We start from the raw sequence: 23,811 nt of genomic DNA on the forward strand, positions 1-23,811 counted from the left end.
GAACTTCCATCCTCGGAGGGCCTCGACCCCTATCCAGCGACCGACGCGCCCAACCCGACTACACTCTCAGCTGCGAAGAGCCCCTTTCCTGGTCGAAATTCGACGAGAACGGCGACCTGCTTGAGGGCGCAGAATTCAAAGTCACCGGGCCGAACGGATACGAGAAGACCATCGTCGACAACGGTGACCTCGACATCGATGGGCACGGCGGTCGATTCAGCGTGGACCAGCTTCCCGAGGGTGACTACTCTGTCAAGGAGATCAAGGCTCCGACGGGATACGTGCTCAGTGACGAAGAGCGGAAAGTGACCCTCGCTTCCGGTGGCGGAATGACGCAGACTGCCGGTAAGTTCGTCAACGTCAAGGAAAGCACAGGCGGAGACGAGGCCGACGCCTCGACCAACGGCGCGGAGGCTGACGCGAGCACCGATGGCACCGAAGCCGATGCTTCGACGGACGGTTCGGAGTCTGACGCGAGCACCGACGGCACGGAGGCCGACGCCTCGACCAACGGCGCGGAGGCTGACGCCTCGACAGATGGAGCGGATTCGGATGCTGCTGCCGATACCGGTGATGCGGCTTCCGGGGCGGACGGCTCCGAAGCCGGTGCGTCGGCGAACGGAGGCGAATCGGACTCCGCAGTGAACGCTGACTCCGCCGCGAACGGCGCGGACTCCGATGCAGCGTCGAACAGCGACGACGGAGGCAGCGGATCCGCGGCGAACGGAGGCAGCGGTTCCGCGGCGAACGGAGGCAGCGGTTCCGCGGCGAACGGCAGCAACGGCACGGCGTCGTCCGGCGGTGCGTCGAACGGTTCGTCGAACGACACCGGGTCGAACGGCGCCACCGCAGGCTCCGCGGACAGCGGGTCGACCAGTGGCTCGAACGGCGGCAGCCTGCCGCGCACGGGTGTCGAGACACTCGGCATGATCGGCATCGCCGCCGCACTGATGGCTCTCGGCATTGCGGTCGTCTTCCTCGCCCGCCGTCGGGCGGAGAAGACCGACTGACGATTCGGCGAGACGAAGGGGTGGGACCGCGCGGGGNCTCCGAACGTTCACCGCAGACGGGTAGACTTCGCCGGGGCCCGGAAGGGTCCGCCCGGCGCGATGCCGGTGACCGGGCGCGACGGCGGCGACTGGCATGGCCCGCGCCCCCGGTTCTACACTGGGTAGAAGGTTCGAGGAGCCTGAGCAGGCGCTGAAGTGAGGAGGTGGCATGACCGGCTGGCACAAGTCCGTCCGGGCGCTCTTCGCCGCACTCATCACCACCCTGCTCGCCCTGCTCATGCACGTCGGGGCGGGAGGCGACGTCTCCGTGGTCGGCACCGGATTCGTCTTCGTCTTCGTCCTCTGGGCCGCGATGACCCTCGCCGGTCGCAGGCTCGGCCACCTCTCGCTCGCCGCGATCATCGGACTCGGGCAGATCCTCATGCATGTCTCCATGGGCTGGTTCGGCTCGATGGGTCCGATGAGCGGTGCGACGGCGCAGGCAGGCTCGGACTCGACGATGGCGGGCATGTCCGCGAGCGAACACGAGATGATGAGCCAGCCCGTCGGTTCGCTCGACCTCAGCCAGGCCGCCATGGCCCAGACGATGAACCATTCGAACGGCGCAGGACCGACGATGGTGCTCGCCCACATCGTCGGCATCGTCATCACCGCCTTCATCCTCAAACGCGGCGAAGACCTGGTGCTGAGCATCCTCCAGCTCGCACTCGGTCCCGTCGGGGTCGCGCTGCGCGCCTTCGCGCTCGTCCGCCGCACCCTCGCCGACGCCGACACGCGGTTCCTCGCCGAGTTCTGCGACCTGCCGACGCGGATCGCCACGGCCGTCCTCGGCCCGAACTATCGTCGCGGCCCTCCCGTACTCGTCTGACACCCCACCCCGGCAGCCCACGGCCCGATGCCTCAGCTGCCGTCCCATCATCTTCGGCACTCGTCGACCAATCGTTGCGGTCCTGCCTCTCGGGCAGGGACTCCTGCCTCGCCGAGGCGGTGAAACCTGCGTCGGACACCGCGTCCGCACCTGAGATCCCGGTCCTCGCTCCGTTCCCTTCCGGTCCGCAGACCGCTGAGGTCGCCTGACCTCCGGTCCGAGCAGCGACCGAGTCCAGTGACATCGTCGAGCGCCACATACACGAAAGTGCAGACGAAAATGCGAAAGAACACCATCCTCACCACCGCCATGCCCATCGCCGCCGCCTCGGTCGCCCTCGTCCTCGGCCTCAGCGGCTGCGGCCAGAGCAGCACGCAGGCCAGCGGCTCCGAGACCACCTCGGCGAGCTCCGCCGAGACCGCGGCCGCCTCGCTCACCCTCGACGACGCGTGGGTCAAGGCCGCCGATGACAACATGACCGGAATCTTCGGCACGCTGACGAACACGACCGACAAGGACATCAACCTCGTCGAGGCGAAGTACGACGGCGCGTCGATGGTCCAGCTCCACGAGACAGTCGACGACGGCACCGGAACGATGAAGATGCAGGAGAAGAAGGGCGGCTTCGTCATCAAGGCGGGCCAGTCCTACACCCTCGAGCCCGGCGGCGACCACATCATGGTCATGGGTCTGACCCGACCCATCAAGCCGGGTGAGGAGATCGACGTCCAGCTCGTGACCGCCGACGACGAGACGATCCCCGTCAAGGCCGTCGCCAAGGACTACTCGGGTGCGCAGGAGACCTACGCGCCGGGTGAGGCCGATGCCGGCACGGACGGCGAGAAGAAGTCCGGCGACAGCGGCATGGAGGGGATGGACATGTCCGGTGACAAGTGATCCCCGCCCGTCGCAGGATCCGCAGATGAGCGACGCGTCAGGAACGGAATCCGATCCGACTGCGAACGCTGAGGGCTCGACCCGCTCCGGCTTCAGCCGTCGACGCCTCATCGCGTCGGCGGCCGTCGCCGGCGGGGCGGGAGCCGTTGGTTCGCTCGCCGGATTCGGCGTGGGACGGGCCTCGCACAAGCAGGTCGATGAGCAGCCTCGGCGAGACACCCAGGGTGCCAACGGCGCGGTCGCGGAGCCGTTCTACGGCGAGCATCAGGCCGGGGTCGAGACGATGCCCCAGGCCCACGGCGAGTTCCTCGCCTTCACGCTCAAGCCGGGGTCGACGGCCGATGACGTCAAGCGCTGGCTGCGTCTGCTCACCGATGACGCGGCCGCGCTCACGCAGGGCGTCGCCCCGTTGGCGGACTCTGAACCGGAGCTCGCCGCCGATCCGGCGCGCCTGACCGTGACCTTCGGGTTCGGGCCCGGGCTCGTGCGGACGGCGGGGGCTGCGAAGGTTCCGTCGTGGCTGGGTCCGCTCGAGAAGTTCACGATCGACCGGCTCGATCCGAAGCGTTCGACCGGGGATCTGCTCATCCAGATCTGCGGGGACGACCCGATCGGAGTCAACCACGCCCGGCGCATGCTGTGGAAAGATTCCCGGGCCTTCGCCGAGGTGGCCTGGCAGCGCACGGGGTTCCGCCGTTCGTACGGGAGCGTGGGGGAGAGCAGGACCCAGCGCAACCTCTTCGGTCAGATCGACGGCACGGCGAGTCCGGGACCGGGGTCCGAGGACTTCAACCGGCTCGTGTGGGGCAGAGCGAGCGGTCGGAAGGATCCGACCTTCTCCTCCCGCGGTGAGCCGCCGAGCGACCTCGGTGCGAACCTGCCCGACTGGCTGCAGGGCGGGACGACCCTCGTGCTGCGGGACATCGCGATGAACCTCGAGACCTGGGATGAGGCGGACCGTCCGGGACGTGAGTTCGCCATCGGGCGGACCTTGGACAACGGCGCCCCGCTGACGGGGAAGTCGGAGTTCGACGATCCGGACTTCAAGGCCGTCGACAAGCGCGGGCTCACCGTGATCTCGTCGGCCTCGCATGTGGCGCGGTCGCGCGACGGTCTGGGTCCCGAGGCGCAGATCCACCGCCGGCCGTACAACTACGAGACCGGCCCCGGCGGCGAATCGGGTCTGCTGTTCGCGTCGTTCCAGGCCGACATCGAACGGCAGTTCCTGCCGATCCAGCGGCGTCTGGCCGAGTTCGACCTGCTCAACATCTGGACCGTGCCCATCGCGTCGACGGTGTGGGCGATCCCTAGGGGTGTCAAGCAGGGCGAGTACGTCGGGCAGGCTCTCTTCGAGGGCTGAGTCGCCGTCATCGTTCGGCAGCAGGGTCGTGATCTGGTGGGAACACCCATCGGGTCACGGCCCTGGTGTCGTCTGGGGGTTCGCCGCAGGCGTTCAGAAGGCAGTCGCTCAGAAGAGGGACTGCGGGAGGGCGCCTTCGAACTCGAGGAGTCTGCGCTTCGTCTCCAGACCCTGACCCGGAGGTCCGCCGGAGTAGCCGCCGAGGCCGTCGCCGGCGACGACGCGATGGCAGGGGATGATGAGCGGCAGCGGGTTCATCCCCATGATGCTGCCGATCGCACGTGCCGGAATCCCGGTGCCGCTGCGCTCGGCGAGCTGGCCGTAGGTCACGGTCTCCCCGTATCCGACCGTGTCCGCAAGCGTCGTGAGCACCCGCGTGGCGACGTCGGAGATCCCCGCCAGTGAGAGCGGAAGATCGAATTCGCCGAGGCGGCCGTCGAAGTACGCCTGTACCTGAGCGAGCGCGTCGAGGAGGAGAGGATCGCGAGGGTCTCCTCCGACGGGCTCGTCCTCGATGCTGCCTGATCCGCCGTCGCCACTGCCGCTGGGACTTCCGGCATCCTCGGCGGTGACCCATTCGAGGCGGACGATCGTCTCCCCGGTGCTCGTCAGCGAGACGAGTCCGACAACGGTGTCGAGCTGTCCCCGCTGGATGGTGGGGGCCTCATCGGATCCGGTCATGGTCCCACCCTAGTGCGACCGCCTCGGCGCCGGGAATGCCGTGGTCGGCGATGAGCCTCAGGGCATGAGAAGGGCCCGCCTGCTCGCGATGCGAACAGGCGGGCCCGGTGCCGACCGATCGCTCAGCCGACGACGCTCTCAGCGATCACTCGCTGATCTCGGTGGAGTAGGCCTTCGGGTTGTCCTTGATCCACTGGGTCACGGCTTCGGCCTCCTTGCCTTCGCCGTACTTGTTGACGACCATGTCCTCGAGCGAGCCGTACTGCTTGTCATCGAGCTTGATGCCCTTGATGTACTCGGCCGCCTCCGGGTTCTTCTCCGAGAATCCCTTGGTTGCGAGGAAGTGGAGCGCCTCGGGCTTGCCCATGGCGCCCTTCGGATCCTTGAGGTCCTTGACGTCGTAGGCGCTGTTGGCCCAGAACGGACGCCACAGGGTGACGACGACCTCCTCCTTCTTGTCGATCTTGTTCTTCAGCTCGGTGAGCATCGTCGCCGTCGACGAGGTGACGAGCTCGTACTCGCCGTCGAGGCCGTACGCCGGCATCATCTTGTCCTTCGTCTGCGCGGTCAGACCAGCGCCGGGCTCGATGCCGATGATCTTGCCGTCGAACTCGCTCGCCTTGCCCTTGAGGTCCTCGATCGAGTTGATGTTCGAGTACGAGGGGACGGCGATGGTGAGCTTGGCGTTGTCGTAGTACGCGCCGAGGTCTTCGAGCTTGTCGCCGTACTTGTCCATGTACTGCTTGTGGGTGACCTCGGGCCACGCCGAGGGGTAGATGTCGACGTCGCCGTTAGCAAGACCCGAGTAGAGGACCGCAGCCTCGGTGATCGTCTCCATCTTCACGTTGTAGCCGAGCTTGGTCAGCTGGTTCTCCAGCAGGTAGGCGGTGCTCAGCCCATCGGTCCAGGACGGGATGAATCCCAGGGTGATGGTGCCCTTGTCGCCTCCGCCGGAGGCGTTGTCCTTGCTCGCCTCCTGCGAACAGCCGGTGAGTGCCAGGGCGAGAGCCGCACCGATCGCGGCGACCTTGGTGACGAAACGCTTCTTCATCGTGGTTTCCTTACTTCTCAGGGATACTGTCGGGTGGTCTGTTTCAGCTCTGGACTCGGTCGATCTCGACGACGTCGACCTCCTGGGGTTCGGCTGCTCCGCGTGCCTCACCCGCGGCGATCCGGCGCCGTCTGAGCATTCCGAGGAGCGAGTTCGGGTAGTCCTTCGCCGAGCCCAGGGCCGCGGTCACACGATCGAGGTAGATCGCGAGGATGACCACGCCGAGTCCGGCTTCGACGCCCAGCGGCAGGTTCTGGGTGGCGACGGCTTCGACGACGTTCTTGCCCAGACCGTCCGCGCCGACGATGCCGGCGATGACGGCCATGGCGAGGGCGAGCATGATGACCTGGTTGATGCCGGCCATGATGGTCGGGGTTGCCAACGGCAGCTGCACGCCGCGCAGGATCTGACGCGGAGTCGCGCCGAAGGCGTAGCCGGCCTCGACCGTCTCGGAGTCGACACCGCGGATGCCGAGCTCGGTGAAGCGGACACCCGGCGGCAGCGCGAAGATCACGGTGGACACGAGGCCCGGGACGACGCCGATGCTGAAGAAGGTGACGGCGGGGATGAGGTAGACGAACGCGGGCATCGTCTGCATGAAGTCGAGGATCGGCTTGACGATCGCTGAGACCGTGTCGTTGCGTGCGGCGAGGATGCCGACGGGGATCGCGATGATGATCGCGACCAGGGCGGCGAGGACGACGAGCGCGAGGGTCTGCATGGCCGAGACCCACTGGTCCATCGTCATGATGAAGAACATGGTGATCACGGTGCCCACCGCGAACTGCCACGACCGCACGAGCAGACCGAAGAACGCGAGGATGAGGATGATGACGAGAGGGTGCAGGTCGACGAGCACCTGGGTGAGGGTGTCGACGAGGAAGCTGACGACGAGTGTGATGAAGTCGAAGAGCCAGGACAGGTTGTCCTTGAGCCACTCGAAGACGACGTCGGCCCATGCGCCGATCGGGATTCTGATGTTCTCCATTACAGGGCCTCCCTCTTCACGGCGTCCTCGACGACGATGGTCTCGGTGCCCGCCGCCGGATCGTCGGCGAGCACTTCCTCGATCTCACTGGCCGCGAGCGGAGGCGCCGGCTGATGCACGGCATCGTCACCGGCCTGATGGCCGAGGGCGGCGAGCAGTGTGGCCCGGGGGATCACCCCGACGAGGTGCCCGTCGTTGTCGACGACGGGCAGGGGCAGCGGCGACTCGGCCGACGGGATGAAGAGGTCGATGAGGACGTCGTCGGGCTTGGCCACCTGGGCCGCGGGCTTGACGAGGCCTTCGAGCGTGCGGGCCCCGGCCCTGATCTGGTCGACGGCGTCGCGGTCGCTGACGACCCCGAGGAAGCGGCGGTCGCGATCGGTGACGTAGACGGCCGAGGAGTAGCCGTCGCGCATCGTCTTCAGCGCCACCCGGGGACCGCTCTGGTCCGAGATCACCTGTCGCGGCTTCTCCATGACGTTGCTCGCGGTGAGCACGCGGGCACGATCGACGTCCTGGACGAACTGGGCCACGTAGTCGTTGGCCGGGTCGGTGAGGATGTCCTCGGGGGTGCCGATCTGCACGATCCGGCCGTTGCGCATCACGGCGATGCGGTCGCCCATGAACATAGCCTCGTTGAGGTCGTGGGTGATGAAGATGATCGTCTTCTTGAACTTGGCCTGCAGTTCGACGAGCAGCTCCTGCATCTCCCGCCGGATGAGCGGGTCGAGGGCGGAGAACGCCTCGTCCATGAGGAGGATGTCGGTCTCGGCCGTGAACGCGCGAGCCAGGCCCACGCGCTGCTGCATGCCTCCCGAGAGCTGACCGGGGAACTTGTCTCCCCAGCCTTCGAGTCCCACGGCCTTGAGCCAGTAGTCCGCCTTCTCCAGGCGCTGCATCTTCGGCACACCGCGGAGTTCGAGGGCATACGCGGCGTTCTCACGCACGGTTCGATGGGGGAGGAGCGCGAAATGCTGGAAGACCATCGAGATGTGTTCGCTGCGGACCTTGCGCAGCGTGGCCGCATCCGCCTTGGCGATGTCGGTGCCGAGCACTTCGACCGATCCCGAGGTCGTCGTCCACAGGCCGTTGAGCGTGCGGATGAGCGTCGACTTGCCGGAGCCGGAGAGTCCCATGACGACGAAGATCTCTCCGGGCTCGACCTCGAAGTTCGCATCGATGACGGCGGCTGTGCCGAGCTTCGTCAGCTCGTCGCGGTCCGCGCCTTCTTCGAGGCGCTTGACGACTTCGTTCTGGCGTTTGCCGAAGACCTTGTAGACATGTGAAGCTCTGACGACGCTCACGCGCTTCCTCCTTGCAGTCCGGAATGTCCGCAGGTACGAGAGGCGTCACCCAGTCGCGCGGTCAGGCAGTGGAGCAGTCGAACACGCACCGATCACATGGGCCTCACCGCTCACGGATTTCTCTGGACCATTATAGAATTCTTCATGCTTTTCGGCGGAGATTTTATTGTTGCCTTAGGGAGTGTTGTGTTTGACAGGCTATCTCACCTGCAACGACGCATCTCATTGCGTTACTTGATCGTTATATTTCAGTGCGTACTCAAGGAGTCGTCAATGAAATGCCTTTACTGGTCTGTAAAGCTCACTGACTTGTAAGTTCGTTTGCGTCTCCAGGCTCACCGCAGTCGTTTCGACCGGCCCACCGCGGACGTTGTCCGACCGAATGAGACGCCCGCGCCGTCATCGGCGGGGCACCCTATTGTGGGGAGGATGAAGCCTCTGCCGTTCCTCGACGACGCCCGCAATCCTCGCCGACCCGCCGTCATCATCCCGGTCCAGCAGACCGAGTCCGCGGCCCTCGCCGAGGAGTGCGCACGGATCGCTGCCAGCGGCCTCGCCGACGTCATCGAATGGCGCATCGACCCCCTCGTCGCAGCCGTCGGTCAGGCAGGGCCGGAGTCCGATGCGTCGGAGGACGCTGTCCCGGTCGACGTCGATGCCGTCGCCGAGGCGGTGACCTCCCTGGCCCCGCACGTGACCGGAGCGGGCCTGCCCGTGCTCATCACCCTGCGCTCCGGGTTCGAGGGTGGTGTCGCCGATGTCAGCGAGGACGACTACGCCGAGGTGGTCCGGCGCGTCGCCGCGGCCCGGGTCGCGCCTGCCGTCGACGTCGAGATCGCCCGCACCCACTCGCGAGAGCTCATCGACGCAGCGCATGCGCACGGGCAGAGCGTAGTCGCCTCCCAGCACAACTTCGCGTTTACGGACACTGTGCAGGAGATGCTGGAGACTCTCACCGGCATGGCCGAAGCCGGTGCGGACGTCGCGAAGATCGCCATGATGCCGACCTCGCCGACCGACGTCGCCGACCTGCTGCGCGCCACCGCCGAGGCGGACGCCGACCTCGATCGTCCCGTCCTCGGGATCTCGATGGGTCGGATGGGCAGAACCAGCCGCATCCTCGGCGGGGATTTCGGCTCCTGTGCGACGTTCGCGCAGATGGGGGAGGCGTCAGCACCAGGGCAGATCGACGCGGCCGAGCTCGCCGCGATGCTCGACTCCCTCTACGGCTAGGAACGACTCCGCCCGCCGAGGGCCGTGACTGCCTCGGCGAGTGCGAAGACGCCGAGGACCCCGGGAGCCGATGACATGGTCGGCTCCCGGGGTCCTCGTGTGCTGAGTCGTCAGTCGACGCCCTCGGCGATCTGCTTGCGGTACTTCTTCGGCAGCGCTTCGTCGCCGAAGTTCTTGCGCACGGTGTTCGCGGCCAGACGCTGGACGACGAGCTGAGCCACGGCCACGCCGACACCGGAGACGATCGTCCAGGCCAGCGCCTCGGACATCGAGATCTCATCATCGACGGGGTTCGACGGTGCGGGACGGTGCGTCGACTTCTCCCACGCGAACGTCAGCGCCTTGCGGGCAGCGAACGCCGCCACGATGGGTGCTCCGACGCCGATGATCTGCCATGCGAGCTTTCCCATGTCCGTGTCCTTTCGTCCGAAGTGCTCGGGGCGAGCGCACGCGTCGCCGAGTCGAGGAATCCTCGGTGCCCACACTATCGCAGGCCTGTCGATTTCATACTTTTGTGGGATGTGCCGATTCTTCGCCGTCGCTAGCGTGGGTCACGGAAGAGGAGAGGTGGAGTCCATGCTGTGCAGGCGCAAGAGCTTTGTCATCACGGGTCTCTTCGTGCTCGGCGCCGCCGGATTCATTCTCGGCCTCATCCCCGAACTCGCCCCTGCCTTCTGGGTGCTCTGGCTCACCGGGTGCGGGGCGTCGATCCTCGGACTCATCCTCGCCGCGGCCGTGCCCCGCATCGACGACGCGCACGAGTCCTCCGATGAGGCACCGACGCCGAGCTGTCAGAAGCAGGTCACCCGGCGGCGATGATCCGCTGGAACTCCCGCGTCAGTGCTTCGTCCCGAGACAGCTCCCTGCCGTCCAGTTCGCGCAGCGTCACGGCCGTACGCATCGAGGACACCAGCCACGCGCCATCCGCGGCATGGACGTCGTCGAGGCTGAGGTCGGCGAAGTCCGCGCGCAGCTCCAGCCGGCCGGCATGGTCGAAGAGGAGCCGCTGAGTCGTCCCCGCCAGCAGGCCGGCCGCCGGATCCGGGGTGAGGAGGTGGTCGCCTCGGCGGATGACGATGTTCGATGTCGGACCCTCGAGGACGACGCCGTCGTGGGAGACGAAGAGGACCTCCTCGACGCCCTGGGCCTTCGCATGGCGGATCGCGGCCTGATTGACCGCGTACGACAGGGTCTTCGCGCCGATGAGCAGCCAGGGGGCGCTGCGGCCGAGGTAGGCCGGGTACCCGCGGTCGATGCTCACCGCGCGCACCCCTTCGGCTCGTGCCGTGGTCAGGGACTCGTCGATGGGCACGGAGAAGGCCCAGCCGCGGGGGGCTGCGCCGCCGCGGGAGAGCGAGTAGCGCACGCCGAACTCGGTGATGCCCGGGTTCGCTGCGATCGTCTCCGCGACGACGGTGTCGACGGCCTGACGCCAGAGTCTGCGGTCGGGTTCGGGCAGGTCCAGCGCCGAGGCGGAGGAGTGGAACCGTGCGAAGTGCCTCTCCCGGGACACCACGGTGGGTTCCTTCGTCGTCGGGTCCACGTGGACGAGGACGGTTTCGAAGACTCCGTCGCCGCGGTGGGCGGAGAGATCCGTCACCGGCAGCTGGGGGGAGTCGAGCGGGGCGGACGTGATCGTCGCCGTGCCGGGATCGATGAGGACGAGGACTTCGGTCATGCCCACAGTCTACGGTCGCGGCACTCCGGACGGGAGACCGTGACGACAAGTGAGGATGGTCCCGGGCAGCAGGGCTGCCGGCGCGGTCTCGGACGGCTTGCGCAGTCGCTGACCGTGCGGCGGACTCAGGCGGTCGTGATGCCGAAGAGGAGGCCGAGACCGTAGGTGACGGCGGCCGCGCCGAAGCCGATCGCCATCTGCCGCAGCGCCCGCGGCCCAGGCGCCTTGCCCGAGAGCAGGCCGACCGTGCCGCCGGTGAAGAGCAGCGCTACGCCGACGAGGCCGGCGGAGAGGAAGACTGCGGGCAGACCCGACATGCCGAAGATGTAGGGCAGGATCGGGATGAGCGCGCCGGAGGAGAAGAAGCAGAAGCTCGAAACCGCCGCGCCGATGCCCGTGCCCAGGGCATCGCGGTCGACGCCGGCGTCGATGCTCGGCAGCTGCGGGGCCTGCGTCGACTTCGCCTGCGCGATCGTCTTGTGGGCCCTGGCCTCCGCCTCGGCGGCATCCATCCCGCGGGCACGGAAGACGAGGGCGAGTTCGTTCGCATCGATGTTGAGATCGGCCAGGGCGTGCCGGGACTCCGGGTCGGGCATGGAGGCGTCGAGGAGCTCGCGCTGAGAACGCACGGAGATGTACTCGCCGGCCCCCATCGACAGGGCGCCGGCGAGGAGGCCGGAGATGCCGGTGAGGAGGATGACCGTGTTCGACACGCCCGCGGCGCCGACGCCGAGGACGAGGGCGAGGTTGGAGACGAGACCGTCGTTGGCGCCGAAGACGGCGGCACGGAAGTTGCCCGAGAGCCTGGCGCGGGACCGGGCGGCCAGGGCGCGGACCACCTCGGCGTGAATGCGCTCATCGGCGGCCATCTCCGGGGACGCGGCGACCTCGTCCTGATACGGCGAGCTCGTCTCCGACTGCTGCGCGAGCGCGAGGATGAACACGGAGCCGAAGAGCCGACCGAAGAACGAGAGGAAGAGGGTGACGAGGTCAGGGGTGCGCTTGCGTTCGGCATGCTCGCCGAGGAGGCTGATCCAGTGCTGCTGATGCCGAGATTCGGCGGTGGCCAGGGCGAGGAGGATCTCGCGGTCCTCGCCGGTGCGGCGCTGGGCGAGATCGCGGTAGACGCGTTCCTCGAGGCGTTCGTTGGCCAGATAGCGCTGCCACCGGCGGATGGTGCGGCGATCGGGGGGTTCGGACTGCGTCTGAATCGAGGAATGCTGGTTGCTCACTGGTCTGATTCTACGCGGAACCCGCCCGTGAGTTCAACACTTGCGCAACTGCTTAAATATAGTTTGTTATCAAGTCGTGACCTAACGGGCGTTCTGATCGGCTAAATTGATGGACTATGTGAGTTGTGTCACCGTTTCGTTATAGAAGTTTGTGATTCGTTACCAAAGGCGAAGCACTCGGCGAAGCGACAGAGTCAGACCCTCCCAGCACCGAGCGCACCGCACCCCTGCGACCATCGCGGGGTGCCGAGAAGTCTGCGCATTCACCAGTGTGCAGGGTCGTGCACGTCCGACGGCCCATGAGGTGGGAGCGATTCGCGTGGCACTGTGAGGAGCGAAAGGATCTCCATGAAGTTACGCATCAGAGCCTCTCTGGCCGTCACCGCAGCCGCGGGACTGGTCCTCGGAGGCATGGCGCCGGCGATGGCCGCCGGCACCGCGGGACCGACAGAGCACACCGACATGGGCGTCACCGGAGACGCCGTGATGAAGCAGGTGCAGAAGCTCTCCGACATCTCCGTGGCCAACAAGGACACGGGCTACCGGGCGCTCGGTGCGCCGGGTTACGAGGAGGCTGTGAAGTACGTTGAGCAGACGCTCGAGGCCACCGGCGCCTACGACGTCTCCCGGCAGGCGTTCGAGGTCGAGGACTAGACGTACGGCACCGTCGCCGTCAAGGTCGACGGCAAGGACATCGCCGTCAATCCGGCCAGCTACACCGAGGGCACCTCGGCGCCGCTGACCGGTCTGCCGCTCGTCCTGCCGGTCGATGACGACTACTCGGATCTGGCCGGCGGTCAGCTCGGCTGCAAAGCCACCGACTACGACGATTCGGCCAAGGGCTCGGTCGTCCTCGTCGCCCGCGGCTCCTGCACCTTCGGGGAAAAGGCGCAGGCCGCAACGGACGCCGGGGCTGCCGCGGTGATCATCTACAACAACACCAAGGACGCTCCCGACGAGGAGCTCAACGCCACCCTCGGTGCGCGCATCGAGAACGGCGCACCGACCGTGGGCACGACCTACAACCTCGGCAACGGTCTCCTCGAAGCCATTCAGGCCGCCGGTGAAGGAGAGGCTCCGGCCACCGACTTCACCCTCGAGACCGAGTACAAGACGGTGACGACATGGAACGTCATCGCTGAGACGAAGGCCGGAAAGAAGGACAACGTGCAGATGTTCGGCGCCCACCTCGACGGTGTGCCCGAAGGTCCTGCGGCCAACGACAACGCCTCGGGTTCGGCGGCCCTCCTCGCCACCGCCGAGGCGCTCGCCAAGCAGCCGACACCGGTCGACAACGCCGTGCGCTTCGGCTTCTGGGGCGCCGAGGAGGTCGGACTCGTCGGTTCGGAGAAGTACGTCGAGAGCCTCAGCGCCGAGGAGCTCTCGAAGGTCAAGGCGTACATGAACTTCGACATGATCGGTTCGGACAACTACGTCGTCGGCACGCTCGACTCCGACGGCTCCGACGTCCCGATCCCCGACGGCATCACGGTGCCCGACGGTTCGGCCGAGCTCGAGAAGGTCTTCACCGACTACTTCGCCGACAACGATCAGAAGAACGTCGGCACCGAGTTCTCCGGTCGCTCCGACTACCAGGCCTTCCTCGACGCGGGCATCCCCGTCAGCGGTCTGTTCTCCGGCGCTGACGAGATCAAGACCGAGCAGGAGGTCGAGTGGTTCGGCGGTGAGGCCGGCAAGCCTCAGGACACGAACTACCACCAGGCCACCGACACGGTGGAGAACATGAGCAAGGAGGCCCTCGACATCTTCGGACCGGCGATCGCCTACTCCGTGCACACGCTCGCCTACGATCTCACCGAGGCTCCGACGGAGACCCCGACCGAGACCCCGACGAGCACGCCGACCGAGACCCCGACGGAGACTCCCACGGACGATCCGGTCGAGCGGAGTCTGAGCATCGACCCGAAGAAGGTCGACGAGAACGACTTCGTCTCCGACAAGGGCGTCCAGGTCACGGCGACCGGCTGCGCGGCCGGGACGACAGCGACGATGACGGTCTCCCCGCAGAACGGGAAGATCAAGGAGTTCGAGCAGACGGCGACCGTGGGTGCCGATGGTGTCGCGAAGTTCGGCGTCCGCGGACTCGACGAGTCGAAGTCGGCTGAGTACGTCGGCAAGTACGACGTCACCGTCGAATGCGACGGCGGAGATCCCCTCACCGGGTCCTTCGAAGTCGTCGCCGCCGGTGCTGACGATCCCGGGGCCGGCGGCGGGGGAGACCTCCCGCGCACCGGTTCCGAGGCACTCCCGCTCATCGCCTCGGCCGCAGCGCTCATCGTGCTCGGTGTGGTCATGACCATGGGGGCACGCCGCCGGAAGGCTGGCAGCCTGAAGTAACACAACCCCGAAGCCACGCGGGCCGGTGACTGGACAAGTTCGCCGGCCCGCGTGTCCATGTCTGAGCGGTTCTGCCGGGTCTGCGCGAAGTGCGCGGCGCAGGCTTCACTCAAGTTCGCCCGGCACAATGGGGTTCCGTGACTCCCAAGAAGCTCTTCAATTTCTTCGCCGTGGCCGAAGCCATCACCTGGGCCCTTCTGCTCACCGGCATGTTCCTCAAATACGTGACCAAGACGACCGAGATCGGCGTGCGCATCGGCGGCGGCATCCACGGATTCGTCTTCCTCTGCTTCGTCCTCGTCGTCATCCTCGTCGGCATCTCGCAGAAGTGGGGCATCGGCAGACTCCTCATGGGTCTCGTCTCGGCGGTGGTGCCGTTCGCGACGATCCCGTTCGAGATCGCCTCGAATCGGGCGGGAGCCCTCGACGGCGGCTGGGGTCTGGGACGCGACGGCCGCGCACCGCGGGGTCCGCTCGAGAAGCTGTGCGCGTGGGCGATCCGCTCACCCGGACTCGCCGCGGGCATCGGCGTGGTCGTCGTCATCGTCGTCTTCTCCGGCCTCCTCATCGTCGGCCCTCCCGGAAGCTGATCGCCCCCACCTCGGCGGGGTGGACCGCCCCGGACGCGACGCCTGAGTTCGGGGCGATCGGACACACCTCGGCGGGGTGACTCAGCCCCACTCGCGACGGCGCATGCGGACTGAAACGCAGGGCCGCCTCGGCGAGGCTCTCACCTGGGATCATCGAAAGGGATGACCCTGGGCATCCCTGAGCGCCTCCGATAGGGTGGTGAGCACGGGGCGACTCCGCGTCGGTCCGCCGCACCCCTTCACGAGTCACGGAAAGGCCCGCTCATGGACCCCATGCTCGGCGTGGTCGGCATCGGCGCCATCGTCGTAGTCGTCATCATCGCCCTCATCGTCATCCTTCGGTCGTACAAGATCGCCTCCCCGTCGGAGGCCCTCATCATCACCGGCCGCAACGCCTCGGGGGCGTCGGGGTCGGGACGGATCATCATCGGCGGGCGCGCGGTCGTCTATCCGGTCGTGCAGAAGGCCTTCATCCTCTCCCTGTCCTCGCGGCAGATCTCCGTGGAGATCGACGGCATCTCGAAGAACGGCATCGCGCTCAAGCTGCGCGGTGTCGCGCAGGTCAAGGTCGGGGGAACCGACGACGACGTGCGCAAGGCCGCTCAGCGCTTCCTCGATCAGCAGGATCAGATCGACCACTACTCGAAGGAGATCCTCTCCGGTACGCTGCGCGCCGTCGTCGGCACGCTCACCGTCGAGCAGATCATCCAGGACCGTGCCTCGTTCGCCGCGCAGGTGCAGGAGGAGTCCGCGCACTCGATGAACAACCAGGGTCTGGTCATCGACACCTTCCAGATCTCCGCGGTCGAGGACGAAGGCAGCTACCTGCGCGACTGGGGCCGCCCCCAGGCCGCCGAGGTCGCGAAGAACGCCGCGATCGCCGAGGCGAATGCCTCCCGAGCCGCAGCCGTCGAGGAGGCGCAGCAGAACGAGGAGACGCAGAAGCAGCAGGCGCTGACCGACCAGGCGATCGCCGAACAGCAGCAGCAGCTCGCGCTGCGTCGCGCGGCCCTGAAGGAAGAGGCCGACCAGCGGCAGGCGACGGCCGACAACGCGGGTCCGCTCGCGGCGGCCGCGGAGAAGCAGAAGCTGCTCGAACGCGACCGGGTCGTGGCGAAGGAAGCCGCCGAGCTGCGAGCCGAACAGCTCGACGCCGAGGTGCGCCGCCCCGCCGATGCCGAACGCTACCGGCAGCAGGCCGCCGCCGATGCCAGGGCGTACGAGATCGAAGCGCAGGGTCGCGCCGAGGCGGCCGCGGAACTCCACCGCCGGTCGAAGGAAGCCGAGGCGATCCGCCTCGAAGGCCAGGCCGAAGCCGACTCCATCAAGGCCCGCGGTGAGGCCGAGGCGCGTGCCCTCGAGGCGCAGGCCGAAGCGTACAAGAAGTTCAACGACGCCGCGGTGCTCTCGAAGGTGCTCGAGGTGCTGCCGGACATCGCCGGCGAGCTCGTCGCGCCGTACTCGAACATCAAGGACCTCTCGATCGTCTCGACCGACGGCGAGTCGAAGCTTGCGAACTCGGTGTCGAACAACCTCGCACAGGTCCTCGAGGTCGTCCGCGGCACGACGGGCATCGACCTCACCGACCTCGTCGATCGCGCGCAGGGCTCGTCCGGAGACTCCGACGGCGCTGAGGGTGACGGCTCCGGCGACTGGGACGGCGACGGCTCCGGTGGTTCGGGTTCCGGCGGTTCGGGTGGTTCCGGTTCGGGGTCCGGTCAGGTGATCGAGGGTCGGCTCGCCGACGATGACGCGGCCGGTCGGGGTCGCCGAGGCGGCGCTCCCGGCGGACGTCGTTCGCGCGGTGACGGCAGTGGTCAGCGTCGCGGCGGCCCGGGCGCGCGAGGTCGCGGCGGTCAGTGGGACAGCGGCCAGTGGGCGGGCTTCGATCCTGCTGACTTCCTCGATCCCGACGGCGGTATCGACATCCAGCACATCGGCGACGAGGTCAAGCGCGCCACCGGCATCGACGTTCAGGCCTACATCGACGAAGCGCTGCGCCGCCGCGACGGCGGTACCGCGGGTGGGTCGACGGGTGCGGGTTCGGCCGGTGGCGGTGCGGGCGGCGCCGGTTCGACCGGTGGACCGGCCGGCGGCGGTGCGGGAAGCGGCGGTTCGACCGGTGGACCGACCGGCGGCGGTTCGGCGTCGAACGACGACTCGTCGGACTCCGACGGCGACCAGCCCGGCAAGGACACCCCACCCGAGTGACCTGACTCTGGTAGCACCGCCTCGGCGGGCATCTCTTCACGCGCCTCCGTGGAGGATCCGACTCGAAATTCACCCAGGATTCGAGTCGGATCCGCCACGGAGGCGCTTACCATTGCAGAACGATCGCGGGAGCGTTCATGATCCACACAGACTCAGGTCCGATTTATAAACACATGCGCATATGTTAATGTGAGTTCGAAAGGAGTTTCTATGTCTCATGACCACTCGCACGAGGCCGGGTCGCGCAAGCGCCTGGCGATCGTGTTCTGCATCGTCCTGGTGATCTTCGCGTTCCAGGTCTTCGGTTCCATCTGGACGGGATCGCTCGCGCTCCTGGTCGACACGGGGCACAACTCCGTCGACCTCATCGGCCTCGGCATCGCGCTCTTCGCAGCTACCCTGGTCGCCCGCCCGCCGAAGGGCCAGAAGACCTGGGGATTCAAGCGCGCCGAGGTGCTCGCCGCCGGAGCGCAGGCGACACTGCTGCTCGGCCTGGGCATCTACAGCCTCATCGAGGGCGTGCGCCGATTCTTCGCTCCGCCCGAGGTGCCGGGCCCCGAGCTGCTCATCTTCGGTGTCGTCGGCCTGGCCGGCAACATCGTCTCGATCCTCATCCTCACCTCGTCGAAGGACGCCTCGCTCAACCTCAAGGCGGCGTTCCTCGAGGTCATCGCCGATGCGCTCGGCTCGGTCGCCGTCATCGTCGCTGCCGTCTCGATCTGGCTCTTCGACTGGACGCGTGCCGATGCGGTCGCAGCCCTCGTCATCGCGGCCCTCATCGTGCCGCGCGCCTTCGCGATCCTCAAGGAGACCGGCTCGATCCTCCTCGAGTCGGCGCCGAAGCAGCTCGACCTCGACGATGTGAAGAAGCACATCGAGGAGGTCGACCACGTCGAAGAGGTCCACGACCTCCACGTCACCCGGATCGACTCGAACCTCCCGGTGCTCACGGCCCACGTGGTCCTCGCCGATGAGTGCTTCTACGACGGGCACGCGCCGAAGATCCTCGCAGACCTCCAGGACTGCGTGGCCAAGCACTTCAACATCTCGATCGAGCATTCGACGTTCCAATTCGACACTGCCAAGGAAGCTGCGGCAGAGAAGAAGACCCACAGCTGAGGGTCGCACCCCTTGAGTCTGGGAGGCTCGTCGCTGCGATTCGCGTCGCAGGGGCGGGCCTCCCAGTCTCTCCGGGGATGCGTCGTGCTCAGTGGGCGGGCTCCGGTTGACCGGCCCCCGCGTGGATCGCTTCGAGCTGTGCGACGATCGCCTCGGTCATCTCGATCGTGTTCGCGTCCCCGCCGAGATCTCGGGGTAGGATACCGGCCGCTGTGACATCCTCGATCGCCCGCCTGACCTCGTCCGCTTCACCATGCAGGCCGAAGTCGTCGAGCATGAGAGCAGCTGACGAGATCGCGCCGATCGGATTGGATACCCCTTGCCCCGCAATGTCGGGGGCTGAACCGTGGACGGGTTCGAACATCGAGGGAAAGCGCTTCTCCGGGTTGAGGTTCGCGCTTGCGGCAATGCCGAGGCTGCCGGCAAGGGCCGATCCGAGGTCGGAGAGGATGTCGGCGTGGAGGTTCGACGCGACGACCACCGACAACTGCTCGGGGTGGAGGACGAACTTCGCACTCATCGCGTCGACGAGGACGCTCTCGGTCTCGACATCGGGGTAGTCGGCGGCGACGCGGGCGAAGACCTCGTCCCAGAGAACCATTCCGTACTGCTGGGCATTCGACTTCGTCACTGAGGACACTTTCTTCACCGGACGTGTGCGGGCGAGGTCGAAGGCGAAGCGGATGATCCGCTCGGTGCCCTTCTCCGTGTGGAGGCTCGTCTGCAGGGCGACTTCGTTGCCGGGGCCGCGGCCGCTGAGGTTGCGTCCGCCCATGCCCGCGTATTCGCCTTCGCTGTTCTCGCGCACGACGATCCAGTCGAGATCGGCTTCGTCGGCCTTGCGCAATGGAGACTCCACGCCCGGAAGGAAGGTGACCGGGCGGATGTTCGCCCATTGGTCGAAGGGCTGGGTGATGGCCAAACGCAGGCCCCATAGGCTCGTGTGGTCGGGGACTTCGGCCGACCCGACGGCCCCGAAGTAGATCGCATCATGCTTCTGCAGCTCTTCGAGTCCTCCATCGGGAATATACGTGCCGTTCTCGAGGTAGTACGACGAACTCCACGGATATTCTGTGACGTCGAAAGCGATGCCTCCATCAGAGAGCTTTGCGACGGTGTCGAGCACGCGCAGTCCCGCGGTGACGACCTCACCGCCGATGCCGTCTCCGGGGATGGAGGCGATGGAGAATGTCTGGGTGTCGGTCATGGCTGTCCTCGTTCGGGTGCGGTTGGGCTCCTTCCATTGAGCGCGGAGATCACGCATAAGTCCAAGACCCGTTCGCGATCCCGTCCATTGGCTCTGCCTATGAGTGATTGTTCCGCACCCTTCCTCGCCGAGGTCGCCTTCGGTCGACGCCGACCATCCGGTGCCTGTTCGGGGCGACGGCCACGACTCAGTACCGCTGCGGCTCGTTCAGACTGACATCGTCGTTCCGACCTCCGCGGTCGCAGCGAGGAACGCAGCGGCGGCCGGGGTCAGGCCCTCGGGGCGGAAGATCGCGGACACGTGGAGGGACGGAGCGCCGAGCAGAGGGACGAGTTCGACGTCGTTCCCGGCGAATGCCTGCCAGGCCGAGGGCAGCACTGCGGACCCGATGCCGGCGCGGACAAGGGGGATGATCGAGGTGCGATGGGCGACCTCGGCGGTGATCTCGAGATCGACTCCGTCCGAAATGAGCTCATCGACATAGGCGCGCATGAGCGAACCGGGATGGGAGACGACGAAGCGGGACCCCGTCAGGGTCCGCGGATCGACCATGCTGGCCTGGGGTGCACCGGGCACGCGTCTGCGGGCGAGCATGAGAGGTTGGGCCGAGACCGTGATGACGTCGAGATCGGCCAACCGCAGTGGTTCCCGGCTTCCGGGGAAGCCGATCTCGACTCGACCGTGACGAACGGATTCGATCGTCTCATCAACTGTGAATGTGCCGTCGACGGCGAAGGCGATCTGCGGATGCGATGCGGCGAAGGTCGCCATAAGAGCGGTGAGCGGTTCGATGCTCGGCGAGGGCATCGCCGCAATCTCGATGCGGCCCGCCTGCAGTCCGCGGAGTCGGTCGATGTGGGCCTTCGCGGCATCGAGGTCGCGGACGGCGAGCCGGGCAGGGCCTTCGAACTCACGTCCTGCCTCGCTCAGGCTCACGGTCCTGCCGATGCGGTTGAAGAGTGAGACGCCGAGTTCGCGTTCGAGCCCTTTGATCGTCTGGGACAGAGACGGCTGGGCGACGAGCATCGCCTCGGCAGCCTTCGTGAAGCTGCCGGTGTCGACGACGGCGAGGAACTGTCGGAGCTGACGAATATCCATAGGCACATGCTATTGGTCTGATCGCAAACAGGCCTTGGACTAATCCACGGGCCTCGGCCACGCTGGTTCGAAAGCGATGAAAGGACCAATGACGGTGGATATCTCGCAGACACGGGGCGATGGCGGCCCGTCGACTCCAATGACCAATGTGCGCGAAGCGCTGCTGGGCGGCAAGACCTTTCGCAGCCTCAGCGAGCAGAAGCTCTCCCCGCGGGAGGAGAGGTTCGAGCGGGCCCGGATGACTTCGGGCTTCATCCTCGCTCCGGCAATCGCCATCATCTTCGCCCTCATCCCCCTCGACCTTACCTACCAGCAGCACATGCTCGCTGCCGTCCTCCTCGGCGTCATCGTCCTCTGGATCACCGAACCGGTGCCGATCCCCATCGGCGGTCTGCTCGGGGTCGGGGTCGTCGTCGTGCTTGGGATCGTGCCTGCCGCCGACGCGGTGGGACCGTTCGGCTCGTCGACGATCTTCACGTTCATCGGTGCATTCATCCTCGCGCAGGCGATGCTGCAGCACGGCATCGCGCAGCGTCTCGCGCTCACTGTCCTGTCGCTGCCCGGGGTCGGGAAGTCCGTGTACCGAGTGATCATCGCCTTCGGCCTCATCACCTGTGTGCTCTCCGCATTCGTGTCGAATACGGCGACAGTCGCAATGCTCATGCCCACGGCTCTCGGCATCCTCGCAGTCATCGCCGAACTCCTGCAGTCCCGCGGTATCGTCAAGCCCGACTTCGATCCGCTGCGTCTGCGCGTCGGTGCGGCTCTGCTTCTCATGCTCGCTTACGGTGCAAGCGTCGGCGGTCTGCTCACCCCCGTCGGGTCGCCGCCGAACCTCATCGGCCGCGGGCTGATCGAAGAGGCCACGGGGGAGAAGATCTCCTTCGGACAGTGGATGGCGGTCGCCCTCCCGATCTGCGTGGCGATGTTCATCGTCCTCGCGGTCGTCCTCCTCCTGCTGAACAAGCCGGAGATCCGGAAGATCGAAGGCGTCGAAGAATACGTGAAGAAGGAGCTCGCCGAACTCGGACCGGTCTCCAGGGCGGAGAAGAACACGCTCTTCGCGTTCGGACTCACGGTCCTGCTCTGGCTGCTTCCTGCCTTCGCCGCACTCTTCGCCGGCACCGATTCAGCGATCTATGAATTCCTCGACTCCCGCCTCGACGAGGGAATAGTCGCGGTCATCGGCGCCTCGCTGCTCTTCATCCTCCCAGTCGACTGGAAGCGACGCGAGCCGACCCTGACCTGGAGTCAGGCAGCGAAGATCGACTGGGGCACCATCATCCTCTTCGGCTGCGGCATCATCTTCGGTTCGTTGCTCGCCGACACGGGACTGGCCGAGACCATCGGCACCGGCTTCGCGGACACCCTGGGGGTGACGAGCATGCTCACCATCACCATCGTCTCCGTCATACTCGCGATTCTCATCTCGGAGACGACCTCGAACACGGCGGCCGCCGCCGTCATCGTTCCAATCGTCATCCCGCTGTGCCAGGCGGCGGGCATCGACCCGTTCGTCCCGGCGATGGCGGCGACCTTCGCTGCCTCCTTCGGCTTCATGCTCCCGGTCTCCACGCCGCAGAACGCGATCGTCTACGGCACCGGTGCCGTACCGATCACGAAGATGATCAGGACCGGCTTCACATTCGACATCGCGGGGGCCATACTCATCATCGTCCTCGCTCCGGTCATGATCAGCGTGGTCGGACTCGGTCAGTAGGGACCTGACCGCGACAACCCCGCCCCTCACCCCTGCGGGAGGATCTCGATCGCCTCGGTGCGGAACCTTTCGAGCTTGCCCGGGTCGATGGTCACGCCGAAGCCGACCGTGTCGGGGACGTCGACCATGCCGTCGCGCATGACGATCTCCTCGGTGATGTCCTCGTGGAAGAAGCGGCTCGACGCGGAGATGTCACCGGGCAGGGTGAAACCGGGCAGTGAGGCCAGGGCGGCGTTCGCGGCCCGGCCCAGACCGGTCTCGACCATTCCGCCGTGCCACACGGCGACGCCGTTGGCCGCAGAGAGGTCGTGGATCCGCTTCGCCTCGATGTAGCCGCCCACCCGGCCGGGCTTGATGTTGATGACGGCCGCGGCACCGAGCGCGATCGCGTCGGCGGCCGCCTCGGCGGAGACGATCGACTCATCGAGGCACATGGGAGTCTCCATGAGCTTCGCGAGCTCAGCGTGCTGACGGATGTCGGCCTCGCCGAGGGGCTGCTCGATGAGGAGGAGCCCGTAGTCGTCGAGGCGGCGCAGGTGAGCGGCATCGACGAGGGTGTACGCGGCGTTCGCGTCGACCTGGAAACCGAAGTCGTCGCCGAAGGCCTTTCGCACTGCGGCCACCGGAGCGATGTCCTTGCCCGGCTTGATCTTCAGCTTGATCCGCGCATAGCCCTCATCGAGGTAGTTGCCGATGACCCTGACCGTCTCCTCGACGGTGTCCTGGATGCCCACCGACACCCCCGAGGGCACGGCGTCGACGACCCCGCCGAGGTAGGACTTGAACGACTGCCCGCTGACCTGGAGCTGCGCGTCGATGACGGCCATCTCGAGTGCGGACTTCGCCATCGGATGCCCGATGACGTGGCGCAGGTGCCAGCCGACGGTCTCGGCCGTGAGATCCTCGACGCCGAAGAGGATCGGGGCGAGCCACCGCCGCGTGACGTCGATGCCCGCGGCGACGTATTCGGAGGAGTACAGCGGGGAGATCATCGCCACCGACTCGCCCCACCCGGTGATCCTGCCGCGATCCGTGTCGAAGGTCGCCTCGACGAGGTAGCAGTCCTTCTCCGTCTCCCGCATGAACGAGGTCTCGAACGGGGTGACGAGGGGTATGGACACCTGGTGAAGGGTGATCGAGACGAGCTTCATCGGTCGGGCTCCTGCTTCGCTTTCGGGGGACGGGTGACACCGGTCACCAGCTTAG

22 protein-coding genes and 1 pseudogene are annotated in these 23,811 nt (G+C 66.7%); 13 read left to right on the plus strand and 10 right to left on the minus strand.

The window, feature by feature from the left end; all coding sequences use genetic code 11:
• Nucleotides 1–8: 8 nt before the first annotated feature.
• From AAHA49_RS17855 to AAHA49_RS11545, 5 genes and pseudogenes are all read left to right on the plus strand, one after another.
• A pseudogene (locus AAHA49_RS17855) lies at nt 9–314 on the plus strand (prealbumin-like fold domain-containing protein); the annotation flags it as partial.
• Nucleotides 315–329: 15 nt separating this feature from the next.
• On the plus strand, nt 330–1,010 hold the full coding sequence (locus AAHA49_RS11530) for an LPXTG cell wall anchor domain-containing protein (RefSeq protein ID WP_342038389.1): 681 nt from the start codon (nt 330–332) through the stop codon (nt 1,008–1,010).
• A 208-nt stretch (nt 1,011–1,218) separates the two neighbouring features.
• Nucleotides 1,219–1,878, plus strand: a complete 660-nt coding sequence (locus tag AAHA49_RS11535) for a hypothetical protein (RefSeq protein ID WP_342038390.1) — start codon at nt 1,219–1,221, stop codon at nt 1,876–1,878.
• 279 nt (nt 1,879–2,157) lie between these two features.
• Nucleotides 2,158–2,775 carry a copper chaperone PCu(A)C gene (locus AAHA49_RS11540; RefSeq protein ID WP_342038391.1) on the plus strand — a complete coding sequence of 206 codons (618 nt, stop codon included), beginning with the start codon at nt 2,158–2,160 and terminating at the stop codon, nt 2,773–2,775.
• A 25-nt stretch (nt 2,776–2,800) separates the two neighbouring features.
• A complete protein-coding gene (locus AAHA49_RS11545) occupies nt 2,801–4,135 on the plus strand; it encodes a Dyp-type peroxidase (protein WP_342038392.1) in 1,335 nt (444 codons plus the stop codon).
• 108 nt (nt 4,136–4,243) lie between these two features.
• On the opposite strand, the gene AAHA49_RS11550 is transcribed toward AAHA49_RS11545, so the two are convergent.
• The 4 genes from AAHA49_RS11550 to AAHA49_RS11565 all read right to left on the minus strand — a co-directional run bounded on the left by AAHA49_RS11550 (nt 4,244) and on the right by AAHA49_RS11565 (nt 8,159).
• Entirely contained in the window at nt 4,244–4,816 is a 573-nt protein-coding gene (locus AAHA49_RS11550; protein ID WP_342038393.1) for a methylated-DNA--[protein]-cysteine S-methyltransferase, read from the minus strand.
• Between the two features lie 145 nt (nt 4,817–4,961).
• Complete coding sequence (locus AAHA49_RS11555) at nt 4,962–5,867, minus strand: glycine betaine ABC transporter substrate-binding protein (RefSeq protein ID WP_342038394.1); 906 nt, start codon at nt 5,865–5,867, stop codon at nt 4,962–4,964.
• Between the two features lie 43 nt (nt 5,868–5,910).
• Nucleotides 5,911–6,855 (minus strand): ABC transporter permease, encoded by a 945-nt coding sequence (locus AAHA49_RS11560; protein ID WP_342038395.1) that lies wholly within the window; start codon nt 6,853–6,855, stop codon nt 5,911–5,913.
• Nucleotides 6,855–8,159, minus strand: coding sequence for a quaternary amine ABC transporter ATP-binding protein (locus tag AAHA49_RS11565; RefSeq protein ID WP_342038396.1), 1,305 nt, complete (start codon nt 8,157–8,159; stop codon nt 6,855–6,857). The genes AAHA49_RS11560 and AAHA49_RS11565 overlap by 1 nt, the downstream gene beginning before the upstream one ends.
• Nucleotides 8,160–8,588: 429 nt before the next feature.
• On the opposite strand from AAHA49_RS11565, the gene aroD reads away from it, so the two are divergent.
• Nucleotides 8,589–9,392 carry a type I 3-dehydroquinate dehydratase gene (gene aroD, locus AAHA49_RS11570; protein ID WP_342038397.1) on the plus strand — a complete coding sequence of 268 codons (804 nt, stop codon included), beginning with the start codon at nt 8,589–8,591 and terminating at the stop codon, nt 9,390–9,392.
• Between the two features lie 110 nt (nt 9,393–9,502).
• Here aroD and AAHA49_RS11575 read toward each other — a convergent pair whose 3' ends face one another.
• Complete coding sequence (locus AAHA49_RS11575) at nt 9,503–9,802, minus strand: DUF4235 domain-containing protein (protein WP_339391326.1); 300 nt, start codon at nt 9,800–9,802, stop codon at nt 9,503–9,505.
• Between the two features lie 157 nt (nt 9,803–9,959).
• Here AAHA49_RS11575 and AAHA49_RS11580 point away from each other — a divergent pair, with 157 nt between their 5' ends.
• On the plus strand, nt 9,960–10,211 hold the full coding sequence (locus tag AAHA49_RS11580) for a hypothetical protein (RefSeq protein ID WP_342038398.1): 252 nt from the start codon (nt 9,960–9,962) through the stop codon (nt 10,209–10,211).
• On the opposite strand, the gene AAHA49_RS11585 is transcribed toward AAHA49_RS11580, so the two are convergent.
• Both AAHA49_RS11585 and AAHA49_RS11590 read right to left on the minus strand, forming a co-directional pair.
• Nucleotides 10,195–11,070 carry an aminotransferase class IV gene (locus AAHA49_RS11585; protein ID WP_339391324.1) on the minus strand — a complete coding sequence of 292 codons (876 nt, stop codon included), beginning with the start codon at nt 11,068–11,070 and terminating at the stop codon, nt 10,195–10,197. The genes AAHA49_RS11580 and AAHA49_RS11585 overlap by 17 nt on opposite strands.
• A 125-nt stretch (nt 11,071–11,195) precedes the next feature.
• Nucleotides 11,196–12,302: a VIT1/CCC1 transporter family protein gene (locus AAHA49_RS11590; protein WP_342038399.1), complete on the minus strand. Its 1,107-nt coding sequence runs from the start codon at nt 12,300–12,302 to the stop codon at nt 11,196–11,198.
• 348 nt (nt 12,303–12,650) lie between these two features.
• Between AAHA49_RS11590 and AAHA49_RS11595 the strand changes: the two genes are divergently transcribed.
• From AAHA49_RS11595 to AAHA49_RS11615, 5 genes are all read left to right on the plus strand, one after another.
• The gene (locus AAHA49_RS11595; protein ID WP_342038400.1) at nt 12,651–12,956 is read left to right on the plus strand and encodes a hypothetical protein; all 306 of its coding nucleotides are present in this window, start codon (nt 12,651–12,653) and stop codon (nt 12,954–12,956) included.
• A gap of 105 nt (nt 12,957–13,061) precedes the next feature.
• Nucleotides 13,062–14,660 carry a M20/M25/M40 family metallo-hydrolase gene (locus AAHA49_RS11600; RefSeq protein WP_342038523.1) on the plus strand — a complete coding sequence of 533 codons (1,599 nt, stop codon included), beginning with the start codon at nt 13,062–13,064 and terminating at the stop codon, nt 14,658–14,660.
• Nucleotides 14,661–14,797: 137 nt separating this feature from the next.
• The gene (locus tag AAHA49_RS11605) at nt 14,798–15,250 is read left to right on the plus strand and encodes a DUF3817 domain-containing protein (protein WP_342038401.1); all 453 of its coding nucleotides are present in this window, start codon (nt 14,798–14,800) and stop codon (nt 15,248–15,250) included.
• A 264-nt stretch (nt 15,251–15,514) separates the two neighbouring features.
• Nucleotides 15,515–17,461, plus strand: a complete 1,947-nt coding sequence (locus AAHA49_RS11610) for a flotillin family protein (protein ID WP_342038402.1) — start codon at nt 15,515–15,517, stop codon at nt 17,459–17,461.
• A 210-nt stretch (nt 17,462–17,671) separates the two neighbouring features.
• Nucleotides 17,672–18,580 carry a cation diffusion facilitator family transporter gene (locus AAHA49_RS11615; RefSeq protein WP_342038403.1) on the plus strand — a complete coding sequence of 303 codons (909 nt, stop codon included), beginning with the start codon at nt 17,672–17,674 and terminating at the stop codon, nt 18,578–18,580.
• Nucleotides 18,581–18,668: 88 nt separating this feature from the next.
• On the opposite strand, the gene AAHA49_RS11620 is transcribed toward AAHA49_RS11615, so the two are convergent.
• Together AAHA49_RS11620 and AAHA49_RS11625 are read right to left on the minus strand one after the other, a co-directional pair.
• Complete coding sequence (locus AAHA49_RS11620) at nt 18,669–19,787, minus strand: tartrate dehydrogenase (protein WP_342038404.1); 1,119 nt, start codon at nt 19,785–19,787, stop codon at nt 18,669–18,671.
• 207 nt (nt 19,788–19,994) lie between these two features.
• Entirely contained in the window at nt 19,995–20,885 is an 891-nt protein-coding gene (locus AAHA49_RS11625) for a LysR family transcriptional regulator (protein ID WP_342038405.1), read from the minus strand.
• Nucleotides 20,886–20,973: 88 nt separating this feature from the next.
• Here AAHA49_RS11625 and AAHA49_RS11630 point away from each other — a divergent pair, with 88 nt between their 5' ends.
• Nucleotides 20,974–22,605, plus strand: a complete 1,632-nt coding sequence (locus AAHA49_RS11630; protein WP_342038406.1) for an SLC13 family permease — start codon at nt 20,974–20,976, stop codon at nt 22,603–22,605.
• A 26-nt stretch (nt 22,606–22,631) separates the two neighbouring features.
• Here the strand turns inward: AAHA49_RS11630 and menC are convergent, their stop codons facing one another.
• On the minus strand, nt 22,632–23,756 hold the full coding sequence (menC, locus tag AAHA49_RS11635) for an o-succinylbenzoate synthase (RefSeq protein WP_342038407.1): 1,125 nt from the start codon (nt 23,754–23,756) through the stop codon (nt 22,632–22,634).
• Nucleotides 23,757–23,811 lie beyond the last annotated feature (55 nt).

The sequence above is a fragment of the Brevibacterium ammoniilyticum genome, assembly GCF_038429965.1.
In the GTDB taxonomy this organism is placed as follows: Bacteria; Actinomycetota; Actinomycetes; order Actinomycetales; family Brevibacteriaceae; genus Brevibacterium; species Brevibacterium ammoniilyticum.